Source organism: Cryobacterium sp. TMT1-2-2 (genome assembly GCF_004403505.1).
Taxonomy (GTDB): domain Bacteria; phylum Actinomycetota; class Actinomycetes; order Actinomycetales; family Microbacteriaceae; genus Cryobacterium; species Cryobacterium flavum.
The window spans coordinates 21,238-39,939 of sequence record NZ_SOGS01000013.1; the positions used below are offsets into that span (position 1 = coordinate 21,238).

18 protein-coding genes are annotated in these 18,702 nt (G+C 66.7%); 6 read left to right on the top strand and 12 right to left on the bottom strand.

Going from position 1 to position 18,702, the window contains the following annotated elements; translation table 11 throughout:
- The first annotated feature begins 17 nt into the window (after positions 1 to 17).
- From E3T35_RS08250 to E3T35_RS08270, 5 genes are all read left to right on the top strand, one after another.
- Positions 18 to 596: a DUF177 domain-containing protein gene (locus E3T35_RS08250; protein ID WP_241988773.1), complete on the top strand. Its 579-nt coding sequence runs from the start codon at positions 18 to 20 to the stop codon at positions 594 to 596.
- A gap of 2 nt (positions 597 to 598) precedes the next feature.
- Positions 599 to 802, top strand: coding sequence for a 50S ribosomal protein L32 (gene rpmF, locus E3T35_RS08255; protein ID WP_092108959.1), 204 nt, complete (start codon positions 599 to 601; stop codon positions 800 to 802).
- Between the two features lie 33 nt (positions 803 to 835).
- On the top strand, positions 836 to 1,528 hold the full coding sequence (gene rnc, locus E3T35_RS08260; protein WP_134344507.1) for a ribonuclease III: 693 nt from the start codon (positions 836 to 838) through the stop codon (positions 1,526 to 1,528).
- A gap of 4 nt (positions 1,529 to 1,532) precedes the next feature.
- Positions 1,533 to 2,444 (top strand): bifunctional DNA-formamidopyrimidine glycosylase/DNA-(apurinic or apyrimidinic site) lyase, encoded by a 912-nt coding sequence (mutM, locus tag E3T35_RS08265; RefSeq protein WP_134378455.1) that lies wholly within the window; start codon positions 1,533 to 1,535, stop codon positions 2,442 to 2,444.
- A gap of 415 nt (positions 2,445 to 2,859) precedes the next feature.
- A complete protein-coding gene (locus E3T35_RS08270; RefSeq protein WP_134344377.1) occupies positions 2,860 to 3,333 on the top strand; it encodes a GNAT family N-acetyltransferase in 474 nt (157 codons plus the stop codon).
- 54 nt (positions 3,334 to 3,387) lie between these two features.
- Here E3T35_RS08270 and E3T35_RS08275 read toward each other — a convergent pair whose 3' ends face one another.
- Genes E3T35_RS08275 through E3T35_RS08285 form a run of 3 tightly spaced genes read right to left on the bottom strand, consistent with a single transcriptional unit; the run spans position 3,388 to position 5,448 of the window.
- Positions 3,388 to 4,287: a hypothetical protein gene (locus E3T35_RS08275; RefSeq protein ID WP_134378457.1), complete on the bottom strand. Its 900-nt coding sequence runs from the start codon at positions 4,285 to 4,287 to the stop codon at positions 3,388 to 3,390.
- Positions 4,288 to 4,345: 58 nt separating this feature from the next.
- Entirely contained in the window at positions 4,346 to 4,987 is a 642-nt protein-coding gene (locus E3T35_RS08280) for a hypothetical protein (RefSeq protein ID WP_134378459.1), read from the bottom strand.
- A gap of 44 nt (positions 4,988 to 5,031) precedes the next feature.
- A complete protein-coding gene (locus E3T35_RS08285; protein ID WP_134378461.1) occupies positions 5,032 to 5,448 on the bottom strand; it encodes a GNAT family N-acetyltransferase in 417 nt (138 codons plus the stop codon).
- A 238-nt stretch (positions 5,449 to 5,686) separates the two neighbouring features.
- Here E3T35_RS08285 and smc point away from each other — a divergent pair, with 238 nt between their 5' ends.
- Positions 5,687 to 9,256 (top strand): chromosome segregation protein SMC, encoded by a 3,570-nt coding sequence (smc, locus tag E3T35_RS08290; RefSeq protein ID WP_134378463.1) that lies wholly within the window; start codon positions 5,687 to 5,689, stop codon positions 9,254 to 9,256.
- Between the two features lie 36 nt (positions 9,257 to 9,292).
- On the opposite strand, the gene fdxA is transcribed toward smc, so the two are convergent.
- From fdxA to E3T35_RS08335, 9 genes are read right to left on the bottom strand one after another with little or no spacing between them, the layout of a single operon-like run.
- Positions 9,293 to 9,610 carry a ferredoxin gene (gene fdxA / locus E3T35_RS08295; RefSeq protein ID WP_092341217.1) on the bottom strand — a complete coding sequence of 106 codons (318 nt, stop codon included), beginning with the start codon at positions 9,608 to 9,610 and terminating at the stop codon, positions 9,293 to 9,295.
- Positions 9,607 to 11,007 (bottom strand): FAD-dependent oxidoreductase, encoded by a 1,401-nt coding sequence (locus E3T35_RS08300; RefSeq protein WP_134378465.1) that lies wholly within the window; start codon positions 11,005 to 11,007, stop codon positions 9,607 to 9,609. Before E3T35_RS08300 ends, fdxA begins: the two co-directional genes overlap by 4 nt.
- A 45-nt stretch (positions 11,008 to 11,052) precedes the next feature.
- Positions 11,053 to 11,958 carry an ABC transporter permease gene (locus E3T35_RS08305; protein WP_134378467.1) on the bottom strand — a complete coding sequence of 302 codons (906 nt, stop codon included), beginning with the start codon at positions 11,956 to 11,958 and terminating at the stop codon, positions 11,053 to 11,055.
- A complete protein-coding gene (locus E3T35_RS08310) occupies positions 11,948 to 12,733 on the bottom strand; it encodes an ABC transporter ATP-binding protein (RefSeq protein WP_241988774.1) in 786 nt (261 codons plus the stop codon). Before E3T35_RS08310 ends, E3T35_RS08305 begins: the two co-directional genes overlap by 11 nt.
- On the bottom strand, positions 12,730 to 14,157 hold the full coding sequence (locus E3T35_RS08315; protein WP_134378469.1) for a sulfate adenylyltransferase subunit 1: 1,428 nt from the start codon (positions 14,155 to 14,157) through the stop codon (positions 12,730 to 12,732). The genes E3T35_RS08310 and E3T35_RS08315 overlap by 4 nt, the downstream gene beginning before the upstream one ends.
- A gap of 3 nt (positions 14,158 to 14,160) precedes the next feature.
- Positions 14,161 to 15,222, bottom strand: coding sequence for an ABC transporter substrate-binding protein (locus tag E3T35_RS08320; RefSeq protein ID WP_134344362.1), 1,062 nt, complete (start codon positions 15,220 to 15,222; stop codon positions 14,161 to 14,163).
- Complete coding sequence (gene cysD, locus E3T35_RS08325; protein ID WP_134344360.1) at positions 15,222 to 16,160, bottom strand: sulfate adenylyltransferase subunit CysD; 939 nt, start codon at positions 16,158 to 16,160, stop codon at positions 15,222 to 15,224. Before cysD ends, E3T35_RS08320 begins: the two co-directional genes overlap by 1 nt.
- Entirely contained in the window at positions 16,142 to 16,927 is a 786-nt protein-coding gene (locus E3T35_RS08330) for a phosphoadenylyl-sulfate reductase (RefSeq protein ID WP_134344359.1), read from the bottom strand. The genes cysD and E3T35_RS08330 overlap by 19 nt, the downstream gene beginning before the upstream one ends.
- On the bottom strand, positions 16,924 to 18,657 hold the full coding sequence (locus tag E3T35_RS08335; protein ID WP_134344461.1) for a nitrite/sulfite reductase: 1,734 nt from the start codon (positions 18,655 to 18,657) through the stop codon (positions 16,924 to 16,926). Before E3T35_RS08335 ends, E3T35_RS08330 begins: the two co-directional genes overlap by 4 nt.
- Positions 18,658 to 18,702: the final 45 nt, after the last annotated feature.

Consider the following 18,702-nt stretch of genomic DNA (forward strand, 5'->3'; position numbering starts at 1 on the left):
GCGTACAATTTACGACCGTGACTAAGTTCAAGAAGACGCCGTACACGGTCGACGTGCGTGACCTCATCAACCGCCCGGGCACCATGCATGAACGCCACCTCGATATTGTCGTTCCCGACGACCTCGGCGCCGGCCTCGTGGCCGTGAAAGCCGGTTCGACGCTGTCGACCGAGCTGCGCCTCGAGGCGATGCACGAGGGAATCCTGGTGAGCATCGAGGTCTATGCAAGGGCGCTCGGAGAGTGCGGCCGATGCCTCAAAGACATCGACCTGCCGGTTCGAGTTCAGTTTGCCGAGCTTTTCGGTTATCCTCAGGAGGAAGCCTTCGAGTTTGAGATTCTAGACGACCATGTCGATTTGGAATCTTTGATCCGGGACGCGGTAGTGTTAGCACTTCCGTTCCAGCCGGTATGCCGGCGGGATTGCCCTGGTCTTGACAGTGAGACCGGACAACCGCTTGCCGAACTACCCGGACTCGTTTCCGACGAGCGCTACGATCCCCGGTGGTCAGCGCTTGCGGGGTTTACGGCTTCCACAGACACAAACACAGACATGGGTGCGGACATCCATGTTTCAGACAGCAGAGAAGAGAAGTAGTCATGGCAGTTCCGAAGCGCAAGATGTCGCGTTCCAACACCCACTCGCGTCGCGCGCAGTGGAAGGCCACGCCTCCCACCCTCGTGAAGACCATGGAGGGCGGCAAGGTCGTCTACAGCCTGCCGCACCGCGCCAAGGTTGTCACCGACTCCACCGGCACCCCGTTGTTCATGGAATACAAGGGCCGTAAAGTCGCCGACATTTAAGTCGCGGCTTTTCTATGGGCCGGAGATCGGTCGATGAAAAACGTTGATACCGAGCGGTCGCCCCTGTTGGCGACCCTCGGAGTGCAGATTGAACCGGTGATTCTGGAGCTTGCTCTGACCCACCGGTCCTTTGCGTACGAAAACGGCGGAATTCCCACCAACGAGCGCCTCGAATTTCTGGGCGACTCGATTCTGGGTCAGGCCGTCACGGTGATGCTCTATCGCACCTACCCCAACCTCGATGAGGGCCACCTGGCCAAGCGCCGGGCCAGTCTGGTCTCCACGGCCGCGCTGGCGCAGATCGCTCGCGGCCTGGGGTTGGGTGAGTATATTCGACTCGGCCGAGGCGAAATCCTCACCGGCGGGCGCGATAAGGCATCCATTCTGGCCGACACCGTCGAAGCGCTCATCGGAGCGACTTTTCTCGACGCCGGTGGCGACGTCGCCACTGCGTTCGTGTTGCGCCTGATCGAGCCGCTCCTGGCCGAGCCGGGCCATTTCGGTGTGTTGATGGACCCGAAGACGAGCCTGCAGGAACTCGCCGCGAGTAAAGGCGTCGGCGTTCCCGTCTACACGCTCGAAGCCAGCGGTCCCGATCACTCCAAGGTGTTCGTCGCGACCGTCGACATCGGCTCGTCCGTCAACGCCCAGGGCGTCGGCCCGAGCAAGAAATTCGCCGAAATGGCTGCGGCCCGAGGCGCCATCGACCAGCTCAACGCGCTCTAACCCTGTGCCGGAACTTCCCGAAGTCGAGGTCGTGCGCTCCGGCCTGCAACCGGCGGTCACCGGGGCCCTGGCCACCGGGGTTGAAATCTTCGACGAGCGTTCCCTGCGCCGCCACGTTCCGGCGGCTGGATCGTTCGCCGAGCAGCTCACGGGACGCCGAATTCTTGCAGCCGTTCGCCGCGGCAAGTTTTTGTGGCTGCCCCTCGACAGCGGCCGGGCGCTCGTCATCCACCTCGGAATGAGCGGCCAGGTGCTGCTGCGCACGCCGGGCGCGGCGGTGGATCGCATGTTGCGCATCCGCTTGACGTTGGAACACCCGACCCACGGCGAGCTGTGGGTCAATTTCGTCGACCAGCGAATCTTCGGCAGCATGGCCGTCGACACCATGGTCGCCACGAGCGATGGGCTGCCCGGCGGCTACTCGGGGCTGCTTTCAGCGGATGCCGCGTGGCAGCACCGCCTTCCCGTGCAGGTCGCGCACATTGCTCGCGACCCGATCGACCCGTCGTTCTCGTCTCAGATGTTTCTGGGGGCCCTCGCGCGCAAGAACACCGGGATCAAGCGCGCGCTGCTCGACCAGAACCTGATCAGCGGCATCGGCAATATCTACGCCGACGAGGCGCTCTTTGCCGCGCGCATCCACTATGAGCAGCCGGCCGCGTCGCTGTCGCGCGCTAAAGCGACGACGCTGCTCGCGGCCGTACGTACCATTCTGGAGCGTGCTCTTGCCGAGGGCGGCACGAGCTTCGACGCCCAGTACGTGAACGTGAACGGGCAGTCCGGGTATTTCGCGCACAGCCTGGAGGCCTATGGCCGGCAGGGTACGCCGTGCTCCCGCTGCGGCACCCTTCTGGTGCGCGAGCAGTTCATGAACCGCGGCTCGCACTTCTGCCCGCGCTGCCAGCGGTTACGGTAGCCGCAGCACGTTGGTTGTCGGGCGTTCGCCGCCCGGCCAGGAGTTCGACCGTCTGGCGGGGGAGGTGCGCCAAAATGCTCGACCTGCGCCAGTGCGCGGGACCGCGGGCAGCGGGCATCCGTTCGACCGCCGCGCGCTGCGCGGGACCTTCGGCGCTGCGCGCTGCGCGGGACCTTCGGCGCTGCGCGCTGCGCGGGACCTACGGCGCCAGAGCGGATGAGCCCCGTCGCGCTGCGCGGGGACTGCGCCAGTTCGCGGGAGTTCGGGCCTGGCCAGAACTCCAGCGCAACGCGTCGCGCTGGACCTGCGCCAGTGCGTGCGAGTTCCGCCTCCCGCGCAGCGGCGCAGCCCCCGCGCGACCGTAGTATCCCGCCCGAGAATGGCATCTGGGTGTCAGCTCTGCCAATCTTCGGTCATGGATATCGTTACAGATCGGTTGACGCTGCATCCCCTGACTCCGTGGGAGGCTCAGCGCATTGTTGACCGAAAGCCTCAACCCGACGATGTCTGGCATGCGGACTATCCGTTGGACGATGAGTTGAATCCACTCCGAGCCCTCGCCGAATCCCGCGAGGGCGAAGCGATCTTCACGCTCTACATAATCCGAATCAACGACGGCGATGTCGCGGTGGGCGGCATCGGGTTCTTTGGCCCTCCCGACGTGAAAGGTTCGGTTGAAATCGGCTACGGCCTGGTGGAATCTGTTCGGGGACGAGGGCTCGCCACCGAGGCCGTCAGCGCCACGACTCAGTGTGCGTTGAGGAATGGAGCCGTGCAGATCAAGGCAGACACTGACCTCAAAAACTATGCATCGCAACGAGTCCTCGTGAAAGCCGGGTTCACAGAAGTGTCCCGGTCCGACGAATTGATCTTCTACGAGTTCGGGTGAGCTCTGAACCAATCGAGGTCGCGTGATGGTATTGCTGGAGCGGTCGCCGGGGCGTTAGGCCAGAGCGGCCTGGAGGCGCCGTCGCTTCAGCGCCCAGCGCACAGTCAGGCCGAGAACCATCACGATGACCGCTGGGATCAGGAGCGCGGCGGATCCGCCCTTCACACCCAGCGCGCTGAAGAAAACCTGCACGCCGTAATCGAGCATTTCAGCCGGGTAGGCAGCGAGCACACGAGTTCCCACGGCGGCGCTGACTGCCGTGAACAGCGCAGGTCCGATCCAGAGGGCAAGAAAACTGACGATCGCCGCAGCCACCCGGCCAATCGTTGCCAGGCCGCACCACGCCACGGCGAGCCCCACGATGACGGCCGGAACCCATCGGGTGGCGCTCAGCAGGGCCCTGCCCGTTTGCGATACGTCAAAGTCGAACGGATGCGCGATGAGCGCGCCCAGCCAGACACTGACCGTGACAGCGGCCAGGCTCACGCCCACCATCGCACCGGCGGCAGGCGCTCGGGCGATGAGCACCAGAATAAGCAGTCCGATCACGTTGGCAGCAATGGTTCCGATGGTCAGAGCGAGCAGGTAGACCTTCGCGGCCGGGCTCTCCGCGAGGCCGCTGGCGACTGTGACTGCGGTCTGCATGATGGCAAGGACCTGCACGAGCAGCACTCCGATCATGATCGCGGCGAATGCGAATCGGGGGTGCTGCGCGCGCGTCAACCGAGCGAAGCCGCCGGCCAGCGCTGACCCGGTCACGATCAGGGCGACAATGAGGGTGATGGTGTACTGACTGAACGGCAGCAGGGCGATCGGCATGTCCTCCGGAACGGAGTCGACGGCCCACAAATTCTGAATGGGAAGGTGCATTCCGGTGATCAGCCAAGGCAGCAGCCCGACGATCGCCGCGAGCATCCCGACGACCAGGTATGACACCGGACCTATCGCTTTCATCCGTGTAAGTACAATCACCAGAACCCCCTCAGACTGAAACCGCAAGGCTAGCACTGCCTCAAACGGGGGGGTTCGACGGTTCCGGCGGAGGCACGACGCGTTTCCAGGCGCCCTCGTAACCCATCGGTACAAAACCGAGCGCCTCGTTGACGGCCAGCATGTGCCGGTTCTCTTCAACGTTGAATGTCGTCACCGACGGATGCCCGGGGCTCTCCTGCGCGAGATACTCCAGATTCGCTGTTTTCAGCAGCATGCCCAGGCGGTGCCCACGATGCTCGCGCAGCACGAGCGTGTCCTCCTGGCCGACGGAGCGGTCACTTTCGGCTGGCACCGACAGCTGGGTGAACGCGACCAGGTGACCGATCGGCTCGTGCAGCGCGGCCGCGGTGAGCATTCGACGCGGGCTGCCGACGCGGGAAGTCTCCTCGTGGACCAGCCGCTCGATGCTCCAGACATCTTCGGGCTCTTCGAGGCCGGCGGTAGGGGCATCCGTGCTCATGCGCGTATAGAGCAGAGCGAGATCGTCGCGCCAGGGCGGGGGAGTCGCCTCACTCCAGCAGTGCACGGTGTAGTCGCGGCCGGCGTGCGCCGCGGCATCCGCTCGGAAGCGGCGGATCACGCTCTCGTCGGCGGGCAGCACGAGTCGGCTACCGCGTTCCACCTGCTCGAGCCGGTAGCCGTGGGCGAGGAGAAATCGCACTTCGGAGTTACCGAGCGGGACCGACCCGAAGCCGGTCGGGGCGGTCAGGCGTTCACCCGGGCATCCGCTGACACCGTGTAGACGATCAGTTCGTGCCGATTCTCGGTGGCGGCGAGCAGCTCGACGCGATCGGCGAGGGCGGTGCCGATGCCGCGATTGCGCCAGGCCGGCAGTACCTGTGCGATCAGCCAGGCATGATCGTCGTTCGGGCCCTGCAAGGTCTCATAGGCGGCCCGGCCGACGACAGCACCGCCGACGCGTGCTACGAACATGCGTTTGGGGTCATATTTCGTGTTGAGCCACCCGGGAAGCAGCACGGCCGCCGAGTATTGCAGGTCGTTCGTGCCGAAGCCCTCGGCCTCGGTGATGTTGCGTACCCGGGTGGCCGCCTCAAAATCCGGCCAGCTGGGCGCGTTCGGTGTTGCCGGAATGATGAGTTCATCGATCGAGAAGTCGCTCATGCTACGCCAGAGTAGTGCGACCCACTCGGGTGCGTGCGGTCGATTCGTGCAGAACCGCGGCGATTTTCGCTTTGCGACCCGAAATCACCGGAAAGGATGCTGTGTTCCAGGGATTCTCCGCAGTTGGGTACGCCACACCGGGCACGAGCGGATGTCCCGGCCAGTGTCGGTGGGGCACGGTACCGTTGAATCAGCCCCGAGACCAGTACTCGCCGCGACCGACCGGAAGGGTCTCACGTTGTATCTGAAGAGCCTCACCCTCAAGGGGTTCAAGTCGTTCGCCCAGCCGACGACGTTCGCCTTTGAGCAAGGCGTTACCTGCGTCGTCGGTCCGAACGGGTCGGGCAAGTCCAACGTCGTCGATGCTCTCGCCTGGGTGATGGGGGAGCAGGGCGTGAAAACCCTGCGCGGCGGCAAGATGGAAGACGTCATCTTCGCCGGCACGTCGACCCGCGGTCCGCTCGGCCGGGCCGAGGTCATCCTCACCATCGACAACAGCGACGGCGCCCTGCCGATCGATTACTCCGAAGTCACCATTTCACGCACGCTCTTTCGCAACGGCGCGAGCGAGTACGCCATCAACGGGCGCACCTGCCGGCTGCTCGACGTACAAGAATTGCTCAGCGACTCCGGCCTCGGCCGCGAGATGCACGTCATCGTCGGGCAGGGCCAGCTCGACGCCGTGCTGCGCGCGACCCCGGAGGAACGCCGCGGCTTCATCGAAGAGGCCGCCGGCATTCTCAAACACCGTCGCCGCAAAGAAAAAACCCTGCGCAAGCTCGACGCCATGCAGACCAACCTCACCCGGTTGAGCGACCTCGCGGGAGAGATTCGCCGCCAGCTCAAACCGCTCGGACACCAGGCCGAAATCGCGCGGGAGGCTCAGACCATCGCCGCCGTCGTGCGAGATGCCCGCGCCCGCCTGCTCGCTGACGATGTCGTGACGCTGCGCACCGCGCTCGACGCGCACAATCGCACCGAGAGTGAACGCCACACCGAGCGGGTCGTGCTGCAGGAGCAGCTTTCGCAGAAACAGGCTCGGGTGCAGCGGCTCGAGCTCGCCCAGGTGGGAGACGTCGTCGACCTGGCACGCCGCACCAGCTATGCCCTGGAGTCGGTGCAGGAACGACTACGCGGGCTCTTCACCCTGGCCAACCAGCGGCTGGCATTATTGGGTTCGCAGGCCGAGTCGACCGGCCTCGTCTCGAGCGTCACTCCCACCATGCTGACCGAGGCTGCGGCCGAGGTAGAGCAGCTGCGCGCGGGCATTGGCGCGGCTCAAATCGACTGGGACGACTCACGAGTGCAGAGCGCGGCAGCCCGGTCGAGGCTCGACGCGGTCGACGAAGATATTGCAGCCCAGGCAGCACTCGTCTCTCGGCACGACCTCGAAATCTCCCACCTGACCGGGCAATCCGAGACGGCAGCATCGCGGCTGGCTGCCGTACGTGGTGAGCAGTTGCGGCAGCAGAATGCCCGTGACGCGGCGACCGAACGCAGCGTGAAGGCGCAGCTGCAACTTGACGAGTTGCAGTCCGCTGCGCCAGCCGGTGAACCGGACTCCGGCGAGCTGGCCGCGGCATTCGAGCTGGCGCAGGCTGCGGTTCAGAGTGTTGAGGCCGAGGTGGAGCGTCTGCGCGACGAGCTGCACGGCCATGAGCGGGAACGGGACGCCCAGGCGGCACGGCAGGGTGCGTTCTCCCTGGCGCTCGATCAGAAAGACGGCTCCTCGGCGTTGCTCGGCGCGAAGCTGGCCGGCATCCGTGGCCTCGTGGCCGACCACGTGCGGGTGCAGCCAGGGTTCGAAGCGGCGATCGCTGCCGCCCTCGGCTCTCTTGCCGATGCCGTGCTGGCCGACAACCGCGACGCTGCCCTCGCTGCCCTCGTTCAGGCCGAAAACGACGACTTCGGGCGCGTTGAGCTGATCGTGGCCAACGGCGACGACAGCGCGGTGCCGACCATCGAATTGGGTGCGCCGTCGGGCATCCGCTGGGCGAACGCGGTCATCGACGGCCCGGCCGGCCTGCGCGGCCTGCTGGCTCAGACCGTCATCGCCGACGATCTTGCCGTGGCTCGAGCGGCCGAGCTGCCTCAGGGTCTCACGCTCATCACGCTGGCGGGCGAGGTCTTGAGCCCGTGGGTCGTGAGCGGCGGGTCCGGCGCCAGACAGAGCAAGCTCGAACTCGTTGCGGAGCGAGACGTGGCGGCCGAGAGGCTCGCTGCTGTCACCTCGCAGATCGAACGGGTGCGCTGTGAGTTCTCCGAACAGCGCACCCTGTTGCAGGCCTACAAAGAGCAGTCGGTCAGCGCACGGGCTGCCCTGCGCGCCTTCGAAACTCAGCTCGCCACGGTGACCGAACGTCGCGGACGACTCGTGGTGCAAGCGGATGCCGCCGCCGCCGACGTCGACCGGGTCTCCGCCGCTCTGCAGTTCGCGAGCACGGCCGTCACCGAAGCCGCGGCTGTCGCGGCGCGGGCAGCCGCTGCACTCGACACTGCCCGGTCCCAGCCACGGCCCATCCTCAACGCGACCGTGCGGGACGCTGTGTACACCGAGCTTGAGGCCGCCCGCGAGACCGAGGTCGAGAACCGGCTCCAGGTGGAAACCGCCCGTGAACGCGTGCGCGCAGGCGCTGACCGCGTCGCAACACTCACCCGTCAGCTCGAGGACGACCGCACGGCCGCTGAGGCCGCAGCGCGTCGCGCGGTCATTCGTCGCCGCCAAGTGGATGCCGCCTCCCGCGTTGCCGAAACGCTTCCAGCCGTGCTCGCCGCGGCCGACCGCTCCGTCGCCGAGGCCCGGATTCAGCTCGCGAGCGCCGAAGCCGAACGGGCGAGCCAGAACACCGAACTGCAGCAGCTTCGGCAGGGCGAGAACGTGTTGCGCGAGCGGCTGGCCTCGATCACCGAAAACGTGCACGGACTCGAACTCGAGATCTACGAGAAGAAGCTGCACCTCGCGGCCCTGCTTGAACGCGCCGGCAGCGAACTGGGTCTCACCGAAGACGTGCTCGTCGGCGAATATGGTCCCGACCAGCTGATCCCGCCCGATGGCACCGACGTGATCGGCAGCGGCAGCGAGGGCCTGGCGTTCGCTGGCGGCGCGGCCGGCGGCATCCGCTTTGATCGGGCCGAGCAGCAGAAACGGTTCGCGGCCGCCGAACGCAAGCTCGGTCAACTCGGGCGGGTCAACCCGCTGGCCCTCGAAGAATTCGCGGCGCTCGAGCAGCGGCACCGCTTTCTCACCGAGCAGCTCACCGACCTCACGGAAACCCGCAGCGACCTGCTCACCATCATTGCGGACATCGACGAGAAGATGCAGACCATCTTCTCGGCCGCGTTCGATGACACCCAGGCGGCCTTCGCCGACGTGTTCCCGGTGCTGTTTCCCGGCGGCAGCGGCAGCATCTGGCTCACCGACCCCGACGACCTGCTCACGTCCGGCATCGAGGTGTCGGTGAAACCGGCCGGAAAGAAGATCGAACGGCTGTCGCTGCTCTCCGGCGGTGAACGCTCACTCGCCGCCGTCGCGCTGCTGATTGCCATTTTCAAGGCCCGTCCGAGCCCGTTCTACATCATGGACGAGGTCGAAGCTGCGCTCGACGACGCCAACCTCGGCCGGTTGCTCACCATCTTCGAAGACCTGCGAGAGACCAGCCAGCTCATCGTGATCACGCACCAGAAACGCACCATGGAGATAGCGGATGCCCTCTACGGTGTGAGCATGCGGCAGGACGGCGTCAGTGCTGTCGTCGGCCAGCGCGTCGGCACCCGCGCGGACGAACGGGCCGATGCTGCGGTCGGTTGACCCGCGGATGCGCGCGTAATTGCCGATGCGGGCGCCCTACGCCTGCGGCGGCAGTGCGGAGATGACGGGGTGGTCCTTGGCGAGCACGCCGACCTTGGCGGCGCCTCCCGGGGAACCGAGGTCGTCGAAGAATTCGACGTTGGCTTTGTAGTAGTCGGCCCACTGTTCGGGCAGGTCGTCTTCGTAGTAGATGGCCTCGACCGGGCAGACCGGTTCGCAGGCTCCGCAGTCGACGCACTCGTCTGGATGGATATAGAGGGAGCGTTCGCCCTCATAAATGCAGTCCACCGGGCATTCGTCGATGCAGGCACGATCTTTCACATCGACACAGGGCAGGGCGATCACATAGGTCACAGTGTCAGCAAAGCTTCCGTGCGGGAGATGGCCACCTGTTCGGCGCGGGAGATCACCTTGACGCGCTCCCGGCCGGGAGTGACCAGATCCTGGGCGCCGAGCAACTGCTCGTGCGCGTTGAGGGTGCGCCAGCCGGCCCAGGTCGTGTATTCCACGCCGCGCGCCTCGAGCAGCGCCAGAATCGTATCCGCTGAGCCGAACGCCTGGTCGCGAGCGACGAGCGCCGGTACGTCTTCGACGAGCCGGGTGATGGTCTCCAAGGCATCACCCTTGGTGTGTCCAATGAGGCCGATCGGGCCGCGCTTGATCCACCCGGTGGCGTAGAGGCCGTCGATCGGCTCGCCGGCCGCATCGAGCACGCGGCCGCCGTCGTTTGGAATAACGCCGCGCACGGCGTCGAACGGCACCTCGGCGAGGGCGCTACCGCGGTAGCCGACTGCGCGATATACGGCCTGCACCGGGTAATCCACGATGACGCCGGTCGGTCGCACGCCGCCGTCTCCGGTGTGTTCGGTGCGCTCAAAACGGATGCCTTCCACCCGGCCGTCGCCGTAGACCTCGAGCGGTGCGTGCAGAAAGTGCAGGTGCAGGCGACGTGAGGCGCCCTGCGGAGCCTTGGTGAGCCATCCGTTCAGCGTGCGGGTCATGATCTTGACCTGGTTGTTGCTCGCGACGAGCTGCTCGCTGTGCGAGTCGGGAGCGAAGTCCTCGGCGTAGACGATGAGGTCGACATCGGGAATATCGGCGAGCTCGCGCAGCTCGATCGGCGTGAATTTCACCTGCGACGGCCCGCGGCGGCCGAACACGTGCACGTCGGTGACCGGCGAGCCGGCCAGCCCGGCGTAGACCGAGGCCGGGATGTCGGTGGTGAGCAGATCGTCGGCGTGCTTGGCCAGAATGCGCGCCACGTCGAGGGCCACGTTGCCATTGCCGATGACGGCGACATCGGTCGCGTCGAGCGGCCAGTCCAGCGGAACGTCGGGGTGGCCGTCGTACCAGGAGACGAAGTCGGCGGCGCCGAACGAGCCGGGCAGGTCGATGCCGGGAATGACGAGCGGTGCGTCGAGAATGGCCCCGGTGGCGAAGATGACCGCGTGGTAGTGCTCGCGCAGCTCGGCCAGGGTCAGGTCGGTGCCGTAGGTCACGTTGCCGATGAAACGAATGATACCTGCGTCGAGCATCTCCTGCAGCGACTTCACGATGCCCTTGATGCGCGGGTGATCGGGGGCGACGCCATAGCGAATCAGACCGTACGGGGCCGGCAGCGAATCGAACAGGTCGATGGCCACCTCGTGGCCGGCCTCCAGCACGAGCCGGTTGAGAATGTTGCCGGCGTAGATGCCGGCCGGGCCGGCGCCGATGATGGCAACGCGCAGGGCAGAGGGAGCGGGGGTCATAACGGGCCTTTCAAACAAGGGACAAGGACAAAGGATGCGCGCAGGTCAACGCAGGCCGGCGGCCATGAGTCCGCGGCGACGCAGCAATCGGCGCTCGATCGGCGCGAAGATGACGAGCTCGACCAGGATGCCGACGAAGAGGATCACCAGGATCGTGGCGAGTACGCCGGACAGGTCGGCAAGCTCGCGGCTCTGGTGCAGCATCGACCCGAGACCGAACCCGATGTCGCCGCCGATCACGATGATCTCCGCGGCCATGAGGGAGCGCCAGGCAAAGGCCCAGCCCTGTTTGAGACCGGAGAAGTAGCCCGGCAGGGCCGCCGGCAGCACTACGAGGGTCGCCATTTGTAGGCGCGAGGCGCCGAGGACCGTGCCAACGCGGCGCAGCTGCGGGGGAATCTGGTCGACGCCGGAGACGAGCCCATTGGCGATGGAGGGCACAGCGCCCATCAGGATCACGAAGTACACGGTGGCGTCGCTGAGGCCGAACCAGATGATTGCGGCGGGCACCCAGGCGACGGAGGGCAGCACCTGCAGGCCCGACAACAGCGGACCGAGCGCTCGTCGCACCGGTCGGCATTCGGCCAGCAGCAATCCGATCGGGGTGCCGATGGCTACGGCGATGATAAAGCCGAGCCCGCCGCGTTCGAGGCTCGTCGTCACCGCGAGCTGCAGGCGGTCACTGTTCCAGGCGCTCACCAGGGCGCCGAACACATCGAGGGGTCCGGGGATCAGGTCGGGGCGCGGTTTGAGGATGAGAATGTAGACCTGCCAGGCCAGGGCGAGTCCGATGAGCAGCAGAATGGGCGGCAGCGCACCGTCGAGGGTGCGTCGAACGGCACCGCGCGGGGTTTCGGGGACGGCCTGCAATGAATCCAGTCCGGCTTCGAGGCGACGCAGTTCGTCGTGGCTCGGGTCGTGGGCCGTTGCGGTACGGGTGTCAAGCGGCATTGCGGCGGATCTCCTGTCGCAACTGGTCGGTGATTTCATCGCTCAGCCGGGCGACTTCGGGGGATTCGATGCGGCGTGAGCCGGTGTCGGTGATGGTCCACTCGTTGACGATGCGGCCGGGGCGGGAGGACATCAGCAGGATGCGTTCGCCCAGCCGGGCGGCCTCCCGCACGTTGTGGGTGACGAACACGATGGTGCGGCCGGTCTGCCGCCAGACCCGTTCCAGCTCCTCGTGCAGCAGGTCGCGGGTGATGGCGTCGAGGGCGGCGAACGGTTCGTCCATCAGTAGTACCTTGCGGTCCTGTGCCAGCGAACGGGCCAGCGCAACGCGCTGCCGCATACCTCCGGAGAGTTCGTGCGGGCGCTTGTCGGCGGCATCGGCTAGGTTGACCAGGTCGAGCAGCTCGAGGGCCTCGCCGCGGCGGTTCTTGCGGGGGACCCCGCCCAGCTTGAGGGCGAGTTCAACGTTGCGGCCGGCGGTCAGCCAGGGGAACAGTGCTGCGTCCTGGAACATGACGGCGGCCTTGCCGCTCGCCACGGTGACGGCGCCCTCGGTCGGTTTCTCCAGGCCGGCGATGATGTTCAGCAGCGTGGACTTGCCGCATCCGCTTGCCCCGAGCAGGCAGACGAACTGGCCGGGCTCGATCGACAGGTTGATGTTGTCGAGCACGAGCGGGCCGGTGCCGTAGCGCTTGCCGAGAGCATCGACCGTGATGGCGGCCGGCTCGAGCGCCGTGGCAGTCGGCGCCACGGCAACGTTCGTGAGCGAACTCACGGTGACACTTCCGACCCTGCGCCCGAACCATCGCCCGCACGCGTCGGCTCGCCGGGAGCGGTGACGATGCCGGCCGCGAGGGTCGCGCCGTCCTGCGGGTGAATCACCAGGAACGCGCCGGAGCGGCGGTTCTGCGCGTAGGGTTCCACCGGCAGATCGCGCGACAAGCGGATGCTCGCCTGCCCGATATCGTTCACGGCCAGGCTCGTGGCCGGCTGGGCGCCGAGCGTCGTCAGGTCGAGCCGACCGGTGACCTCGCTGATCAGGGCCTGCATGACGGTCGTACCGAACTTCACGAGCACGCGGGCGCCCGGTGCGAGCGGGCGCGGGTCGAGCCAGAACAGGTCGGCCGAGAGGGTGCGGGTCACCGGCGGCAGGCTGCCGGCGGCGGCAATCACCGCGCCACGGGCAATGTCGAGGTCGTCGGCCAGGCGCAGCGCGACCGATTGCGGTGCGAAGGCCTCGTCGAGAGCGACCCCGGCGAAATCGATTCCGGTGACGGTGCTGGTGCCGCCGCCCGGCTCAACACTCACGGTGTCGCCGACCTTGATGCTGCCGCTCGCCACCTGCCCGGCATAGGCCCGATAGTCACGGTAGGAGTCGGCGAGCTCGGGGGCGACGACGACCGCGCCCTGAGGCCGCAGCACGAGCTGTACTGGCAGGCGGAACGCCTCAGTAGTTTGGCCGCGCTCGTCCAGATCGTCGATCACCGTGAGGGTTTCGAGCAGTTCGAGCAGGCTCGGTCCGGCATACCAGGGGGTGCGCTCGGAGCGGTCGACGACGTTGTCGCCGGCCAGGGCCGACACTGGAATCACATGAACTTCTGCACGTGAGTCAGAACCGAGGCCGAGTTCGGTGGTGACGAGACGAACGGATGCCTCCACCTCACGGTAGGCCCCTTCGTTGTAGTCCAGCAGGTCGATCTTGTTGACCGCGACGATCACGTGCGGCACGCGAAGCAGGGCGACGACGCTGAGGTGTCGACGGGTCTGCTCGAGCACCCCCTTACGGGCGTCGATGAGCATGATGACGGCATCCGCTGTGGTGGCGCCGGTGACCATGTTGCGGGTGTACTGCACGTGGCCGGGGCAGTCGGCGAGGATGAAGGACCGGGCGGACGTGGCGAAGTAGCGGTAGGCCACGTCGATGGTGATGCCCTGTTCGCGTTCGGCCCGCAGGCCGTCGGTCAGCAGGGCGAAGTCGATGCCGCCGCCTATCCCGCCGAAGCCGCGCTCGGTGGAGGTGCGGGTGACCGCTTCGAGCTGGTCGGCGAGGATGGCTTTCGAGTCGTGCAGCAGGCGGCCCACCAGGGTGGACTTGCCGTCGTCGACCGAACCGGCCGTCGCGAAGCGAACCAGGGTGCCAACGGGCGCGGCGACGGCGGTTTCTTCGGCTTTCGCTTGGGTGTCAATGGTGAGGGTCATTTGTTATTCCGTTCCCAATCCGCCGGCCGAGACCGGTTCTTCTGCATGTTTCACCAGCACGGCGTTGAGCAGCGCCACGTTGAACAGGCCGTCCAGGTCGCCGTCCTTGCCGAGGCCGGCCTTGACCGCTTCGGCGAGCGAGACCGGAAAGGTCGAGGCCAGCGGGTCGACATTGAATTTCACTTCGGTCAGGGCCCGGGTCAGAACGTCGTCGGCGAGTGCCTTGCCGGTGTCGGCCTTGAGCTTCGTGTTGATCGTGGCTGCGGCGTCGGCCGGGTTCTGGGTGAGCCAGTCCACGGCGGTGACGTGCCCCTCGAGCAGGGCGCTCACGGTGTCGGGATGCTCCTCGAGAAAGGCCTTACGCACGAGGAGCACGGTGGTCGGAAAGTCGCCGTTGTCCCACAGGTCGGCTTCGTTCACGAGAACGTGGCCGCCGCCTTCCAGGACGAGCCGGGACACCCACGGTTCGGGTAGCCAGGCGCCGTCGATCTTGCCGCTTTGAAACAGGGTCAGGGTTTGCGCATTGTCGCCGGGTGAGACGGTGACGTCGCCGCCGCCAATCGTGCTGGTCTCATAACCCTCGTCGCCCAGCCAGGAGCGCAGGGCCACATCCTGGGTGTTGCCGAGCTGGGGCGTGGCGATGGTGGTGCCGGCGAGGTCGGCCGGGGTGTCAATGCCGTCGCGCACGACGAGCGCTGCCCCGCCGCTCGCGGCTCCGGCCACGATGACCGCCGACTGGCCGCCGCTCTGCACAAAGGTGTTCACGGCCGGACTCGGACCGATGTAGGCGGCGTCGATCGCGCCGGCGCTCAGGGCCTCAACGGCAGACGGCCCGGCGCTGAAGATCTGGGTGCTCAGCGTGGTATCGCCGAGGGCGTCCTCGAAGAAGCCGTTCTGCAGGCCCACGAGCGCGGCGGCGTGGGTGACGTTGTCGAAGTAGCCGAGGCGCAGTTCGGTGGCTGGTCCCTGGTCGGTGGCGGGCTCGGCGCTGACCGAGGTCGCGCATCCGCTTAGAAGAAGGGTGGTTCCGAGCATGAGAGCGCCCAGACGTAGCGAATTCTTCATTAGAAGTATCCTTCCTTCTTGCGGTCTTCCATGGCGGCCTCAGAGATGCGGTCGTCGGCGCGGGTGGCGCCTCGTTCGGTGATTGTGCTCACGCCGACCTCGCGCACGACATCGGCGACGGATGCCGCACTCGAATCGACCGCGCCGGTGCAGCTCATATCGCCCACCGTTCGGTACCGCACCGTGCGTGTCTCGACGATTTCGTCGGCGCGGGGCAGGCTGACCGGGCTGACCGAACGCCACATGTTGTCGCGGCGGTAGACCTCGCGTTCATGCGCGTAGTACAGCGGGGGCAGCTCGATGTTCTCGCGTTCGATGTAACGCCAGACGTTGAGTTCGGTCCAGTTGCTGATCGGGAAGGCGCGCACGTGCTGGCCGACGGTGTGGCGTCCGTTGTAGAGGTTCCACAGTTCGGGGCGCTGGTTGCGCGGGTCCCACTGGCCGAATTCGTCGCGCAGCGAGAGGATGCGCTCCTTGGCGCGGGCCTTGTCCTCGTCGCGGCGGGCGCCACCGAAGACGGCGTCGTGCCGGCCGGCGGCGATCGCATCGAGCAGCGGCAGGGTCTGCAGCGGGTTGCGGGTGCCGTCAGCACGCTCCACCAGGCGGCCGTCATCGATGTAGTCCTGCACCTTGGCGACCGTCAGGCGCACGCCGTGGGCGGCGACGGTCTGGTCGCGAAACTGGAGAACCTCGGGAAAGTTGTGGCCGGTGTCCACGTGCAGCAGTGTGAACGGGATCTTGCCCGGCCAGAACGCCTTAGCGGCCAGGTGCAGCACCACGACGGAGTCTTTGCCGCCACTGAACATGAGCACGGGGCGTTCGAACTCGGCGACGACCTCGCGAATGATGTGGATCGCTTCGCTCTCGAGCACGTCGAGTTCGGAGAGACGGTGGGCTGGTGGTGAAACTGGCGTGATCGTCACAGGTGGAGCCCGCATTCTGTCTTCTCGAGGGTGGCCCAGCGGCCGGAACGGGGGTCAGCGCCCGCCGCGACGGGCTGGGTGCAGGGGGCGCATCCAATAGAGGGGTAGCCCTGGGAAAGCAGCACGTTAACCGGAACGTGATTCAGGGTGGCGTAGTCCATCAGCTCGTCGTAGCTCCAGGCGGCGACCGGGTTGACCTTGACCAGGCCGTTGCGTTCGTCCCAAGTCACCAGCGGCGTGTTGGCGCGGGTGGGGGCTTCGTCGCGGCGCACACCGGTGAACCACAGCTCGTAGCCGCCGAGCGAGCGCTGCAGCGGCTCGACCTTGCGCATCGCGCAGCAGGCGTTGGGGTCGCGGGCGAACAATTCGGCGCCGTGCAGGGCATCCTGCTCCGGCACGGTCGTGAGCGGCAGTACGTCAACGACGGTGACCGGCAGGGCGGCGGCGACCGCGTCGCGGGTTTCATAGGTTTCAGCGAAGTGGTAGCCGGTGTCGAGAAAGAGCACGTCGACGCCCGGCAGCTGCTTCGACACGATCTCGGGCAGCACGGCGTCGGCCATGGAGCAGGCGACAGCCACGGAGTCGGCGCCGAAATTGCGGGCGACCCAGGCGACGACCTCGGCGGCGGTGGCCTCGCGGCCGTTGGCTGTTGCGGCGGCAGCGAGTTCGGCCGAGCCGGCTTCGGCCAAGGCCTCCAGCTCGACGGCCGGGCGGCGCGCGGGAAGTTCGCGTGCCGGCGCAGCGGATGCCGCGGCGCGCGCGTTCAGGTTGATGGCGCTCATTTGAGCTCCTCCTCGTCGGCGCGGTGCGCCCACTGGGCAAAAGTTTCGTCCGTGCTGCGGGCATCCAGAAAACGACGCACGAGGCGTTCGACGTAGTCGGCCAGGTCCTCCGCGGTGACCTTGAGGCCGCGTACAGTGCGACCGAGGCCGGCTTCGTCCCGATCCACCGAGGCGAGTCCGCCGCCGAGGTGCACCTGGAAGCCGGGGGTGGAGCCGCCGTTGCCATCCGGCAGCAGCTGTCCCTTGAGCCCGATGTCCGCGATCTGGATGCGGGCGCAGGAGTTGGGGCATCCGTTCACGTGCAGGGTGATCGGGTGCGGGGCGTCGATTCCGGCGAGCCGCTTTTCCAGCTCGAGAATGGCATCCGTTGCGGACTGCTTGGTCTCGACGATGGCGAGCTTGCAGAATTCAATGCCGGTGCAGGCGACGGTAGAGCGGCGGAACAGGCTCGGGCGGGCCGAGAGGCCGATCTCGTCGAGCGCCGCGATCAGCGGTTCGACGTGCTGTTCAGCGACGTCGAGCACCACGATTTTCTGGTGCGGCGTGGTGCGCAGCCGGGTCGAGCCATGGGCTTCGAGCAGGTCGGCGAGCTTCGTGAGGGTCTGGCCGGAGACACGGCCGACAAACGGCGCGACGCCGATGTAAAAGCGGCCGTCCTTCTGCTTGTGCACGCCGATGTGGTCGCCCTGAGTCTTGGGGCGGGGCGCGGCGGGGCCGTCAGGCAGGGTGTAGCCGAGATATTCGTCTTCGAGAATGCGACGGAATTTCTCGGTTCCCCACTCGGCCAGCAGAAACTTGAGGCGTGCCTTGCCGCGCAGGCGGCGGTAGCCGTAGTCCCGAAAAATGGAGGCGACGCCCCGCCAAACCTCGGACACCTTGTCTTCGGCGACGAACGCGCCGAGGCGTTCGGCCAGGCGCGGGGTGGTGCTGAGCGCGCCGCCGACCCAGAGGTCGTAGCCGATACCGAGTTCGGGGTGTTCGACGGCGACCAGGCCGATGTCGTTGATCTCGTGTACGACGTCCTGGCTGGGGTGGCCGGTGATGGCCGTCTTGAACTTGCGCGGCAGGTTGGCGAATTCGTCGGTGCCGAGGTACTTGCGGGCGAGCTCGTTGATCGACTCGGTGGGGTCGATCAGCTCGTCGGCGGCGATGCCGGCCACGGGGGAGCCGAGGAACACGCGCGGCACGTCGCCGCAGGCCTGGGTGGTTTCGAGGCCGACGGCTTCGAGGCGGCGCCAGATTTCGGGCATGTCCTCGATCTGGATCCAGTGCAGCTGAATGTTCTGGCGGTCGGTGATGTCGGCGGTATCGCGTCCGAAGTCGCGCGAGACCTCGCCGATGACCCGAGTCTGCTCGGTGGTGAGTTGGCCGCCGTCGATGCGCACGCGGAGCATGAAGTAGCGGTCTTCGAGTTCTTCCGGTTCGAGAGTGGCGGTCTTGCCGCCGTCGATGCCGGGCTTCCGCTGGGTGTACAGGCCCCACCAGCGAAAACGGCCGTGCAGGTCGGTGCCGTCGATGGAGTCGAAACCCTGCTTGGAGTAAATCTGTTCGATGCGTCCTCGCACGGCGAGGCCATTGTCGACCTGCTTCCAGACCTCGTTGCCGTTGAGCGGTTCGGTGCCGTCGATCTTCCACTGGCCGTTCGGGCGTGTTGAGGGCCGTGGCGGGCGGGCTGCGGGCAGCTTGGTCGCTGTTGGTGCATTGCCGGCCCCGGCTGCAACGGTGGGCACCGTCTCGGTTTCGTTCGGCACGTCGACTCCCTCGGTTTGCGGTGC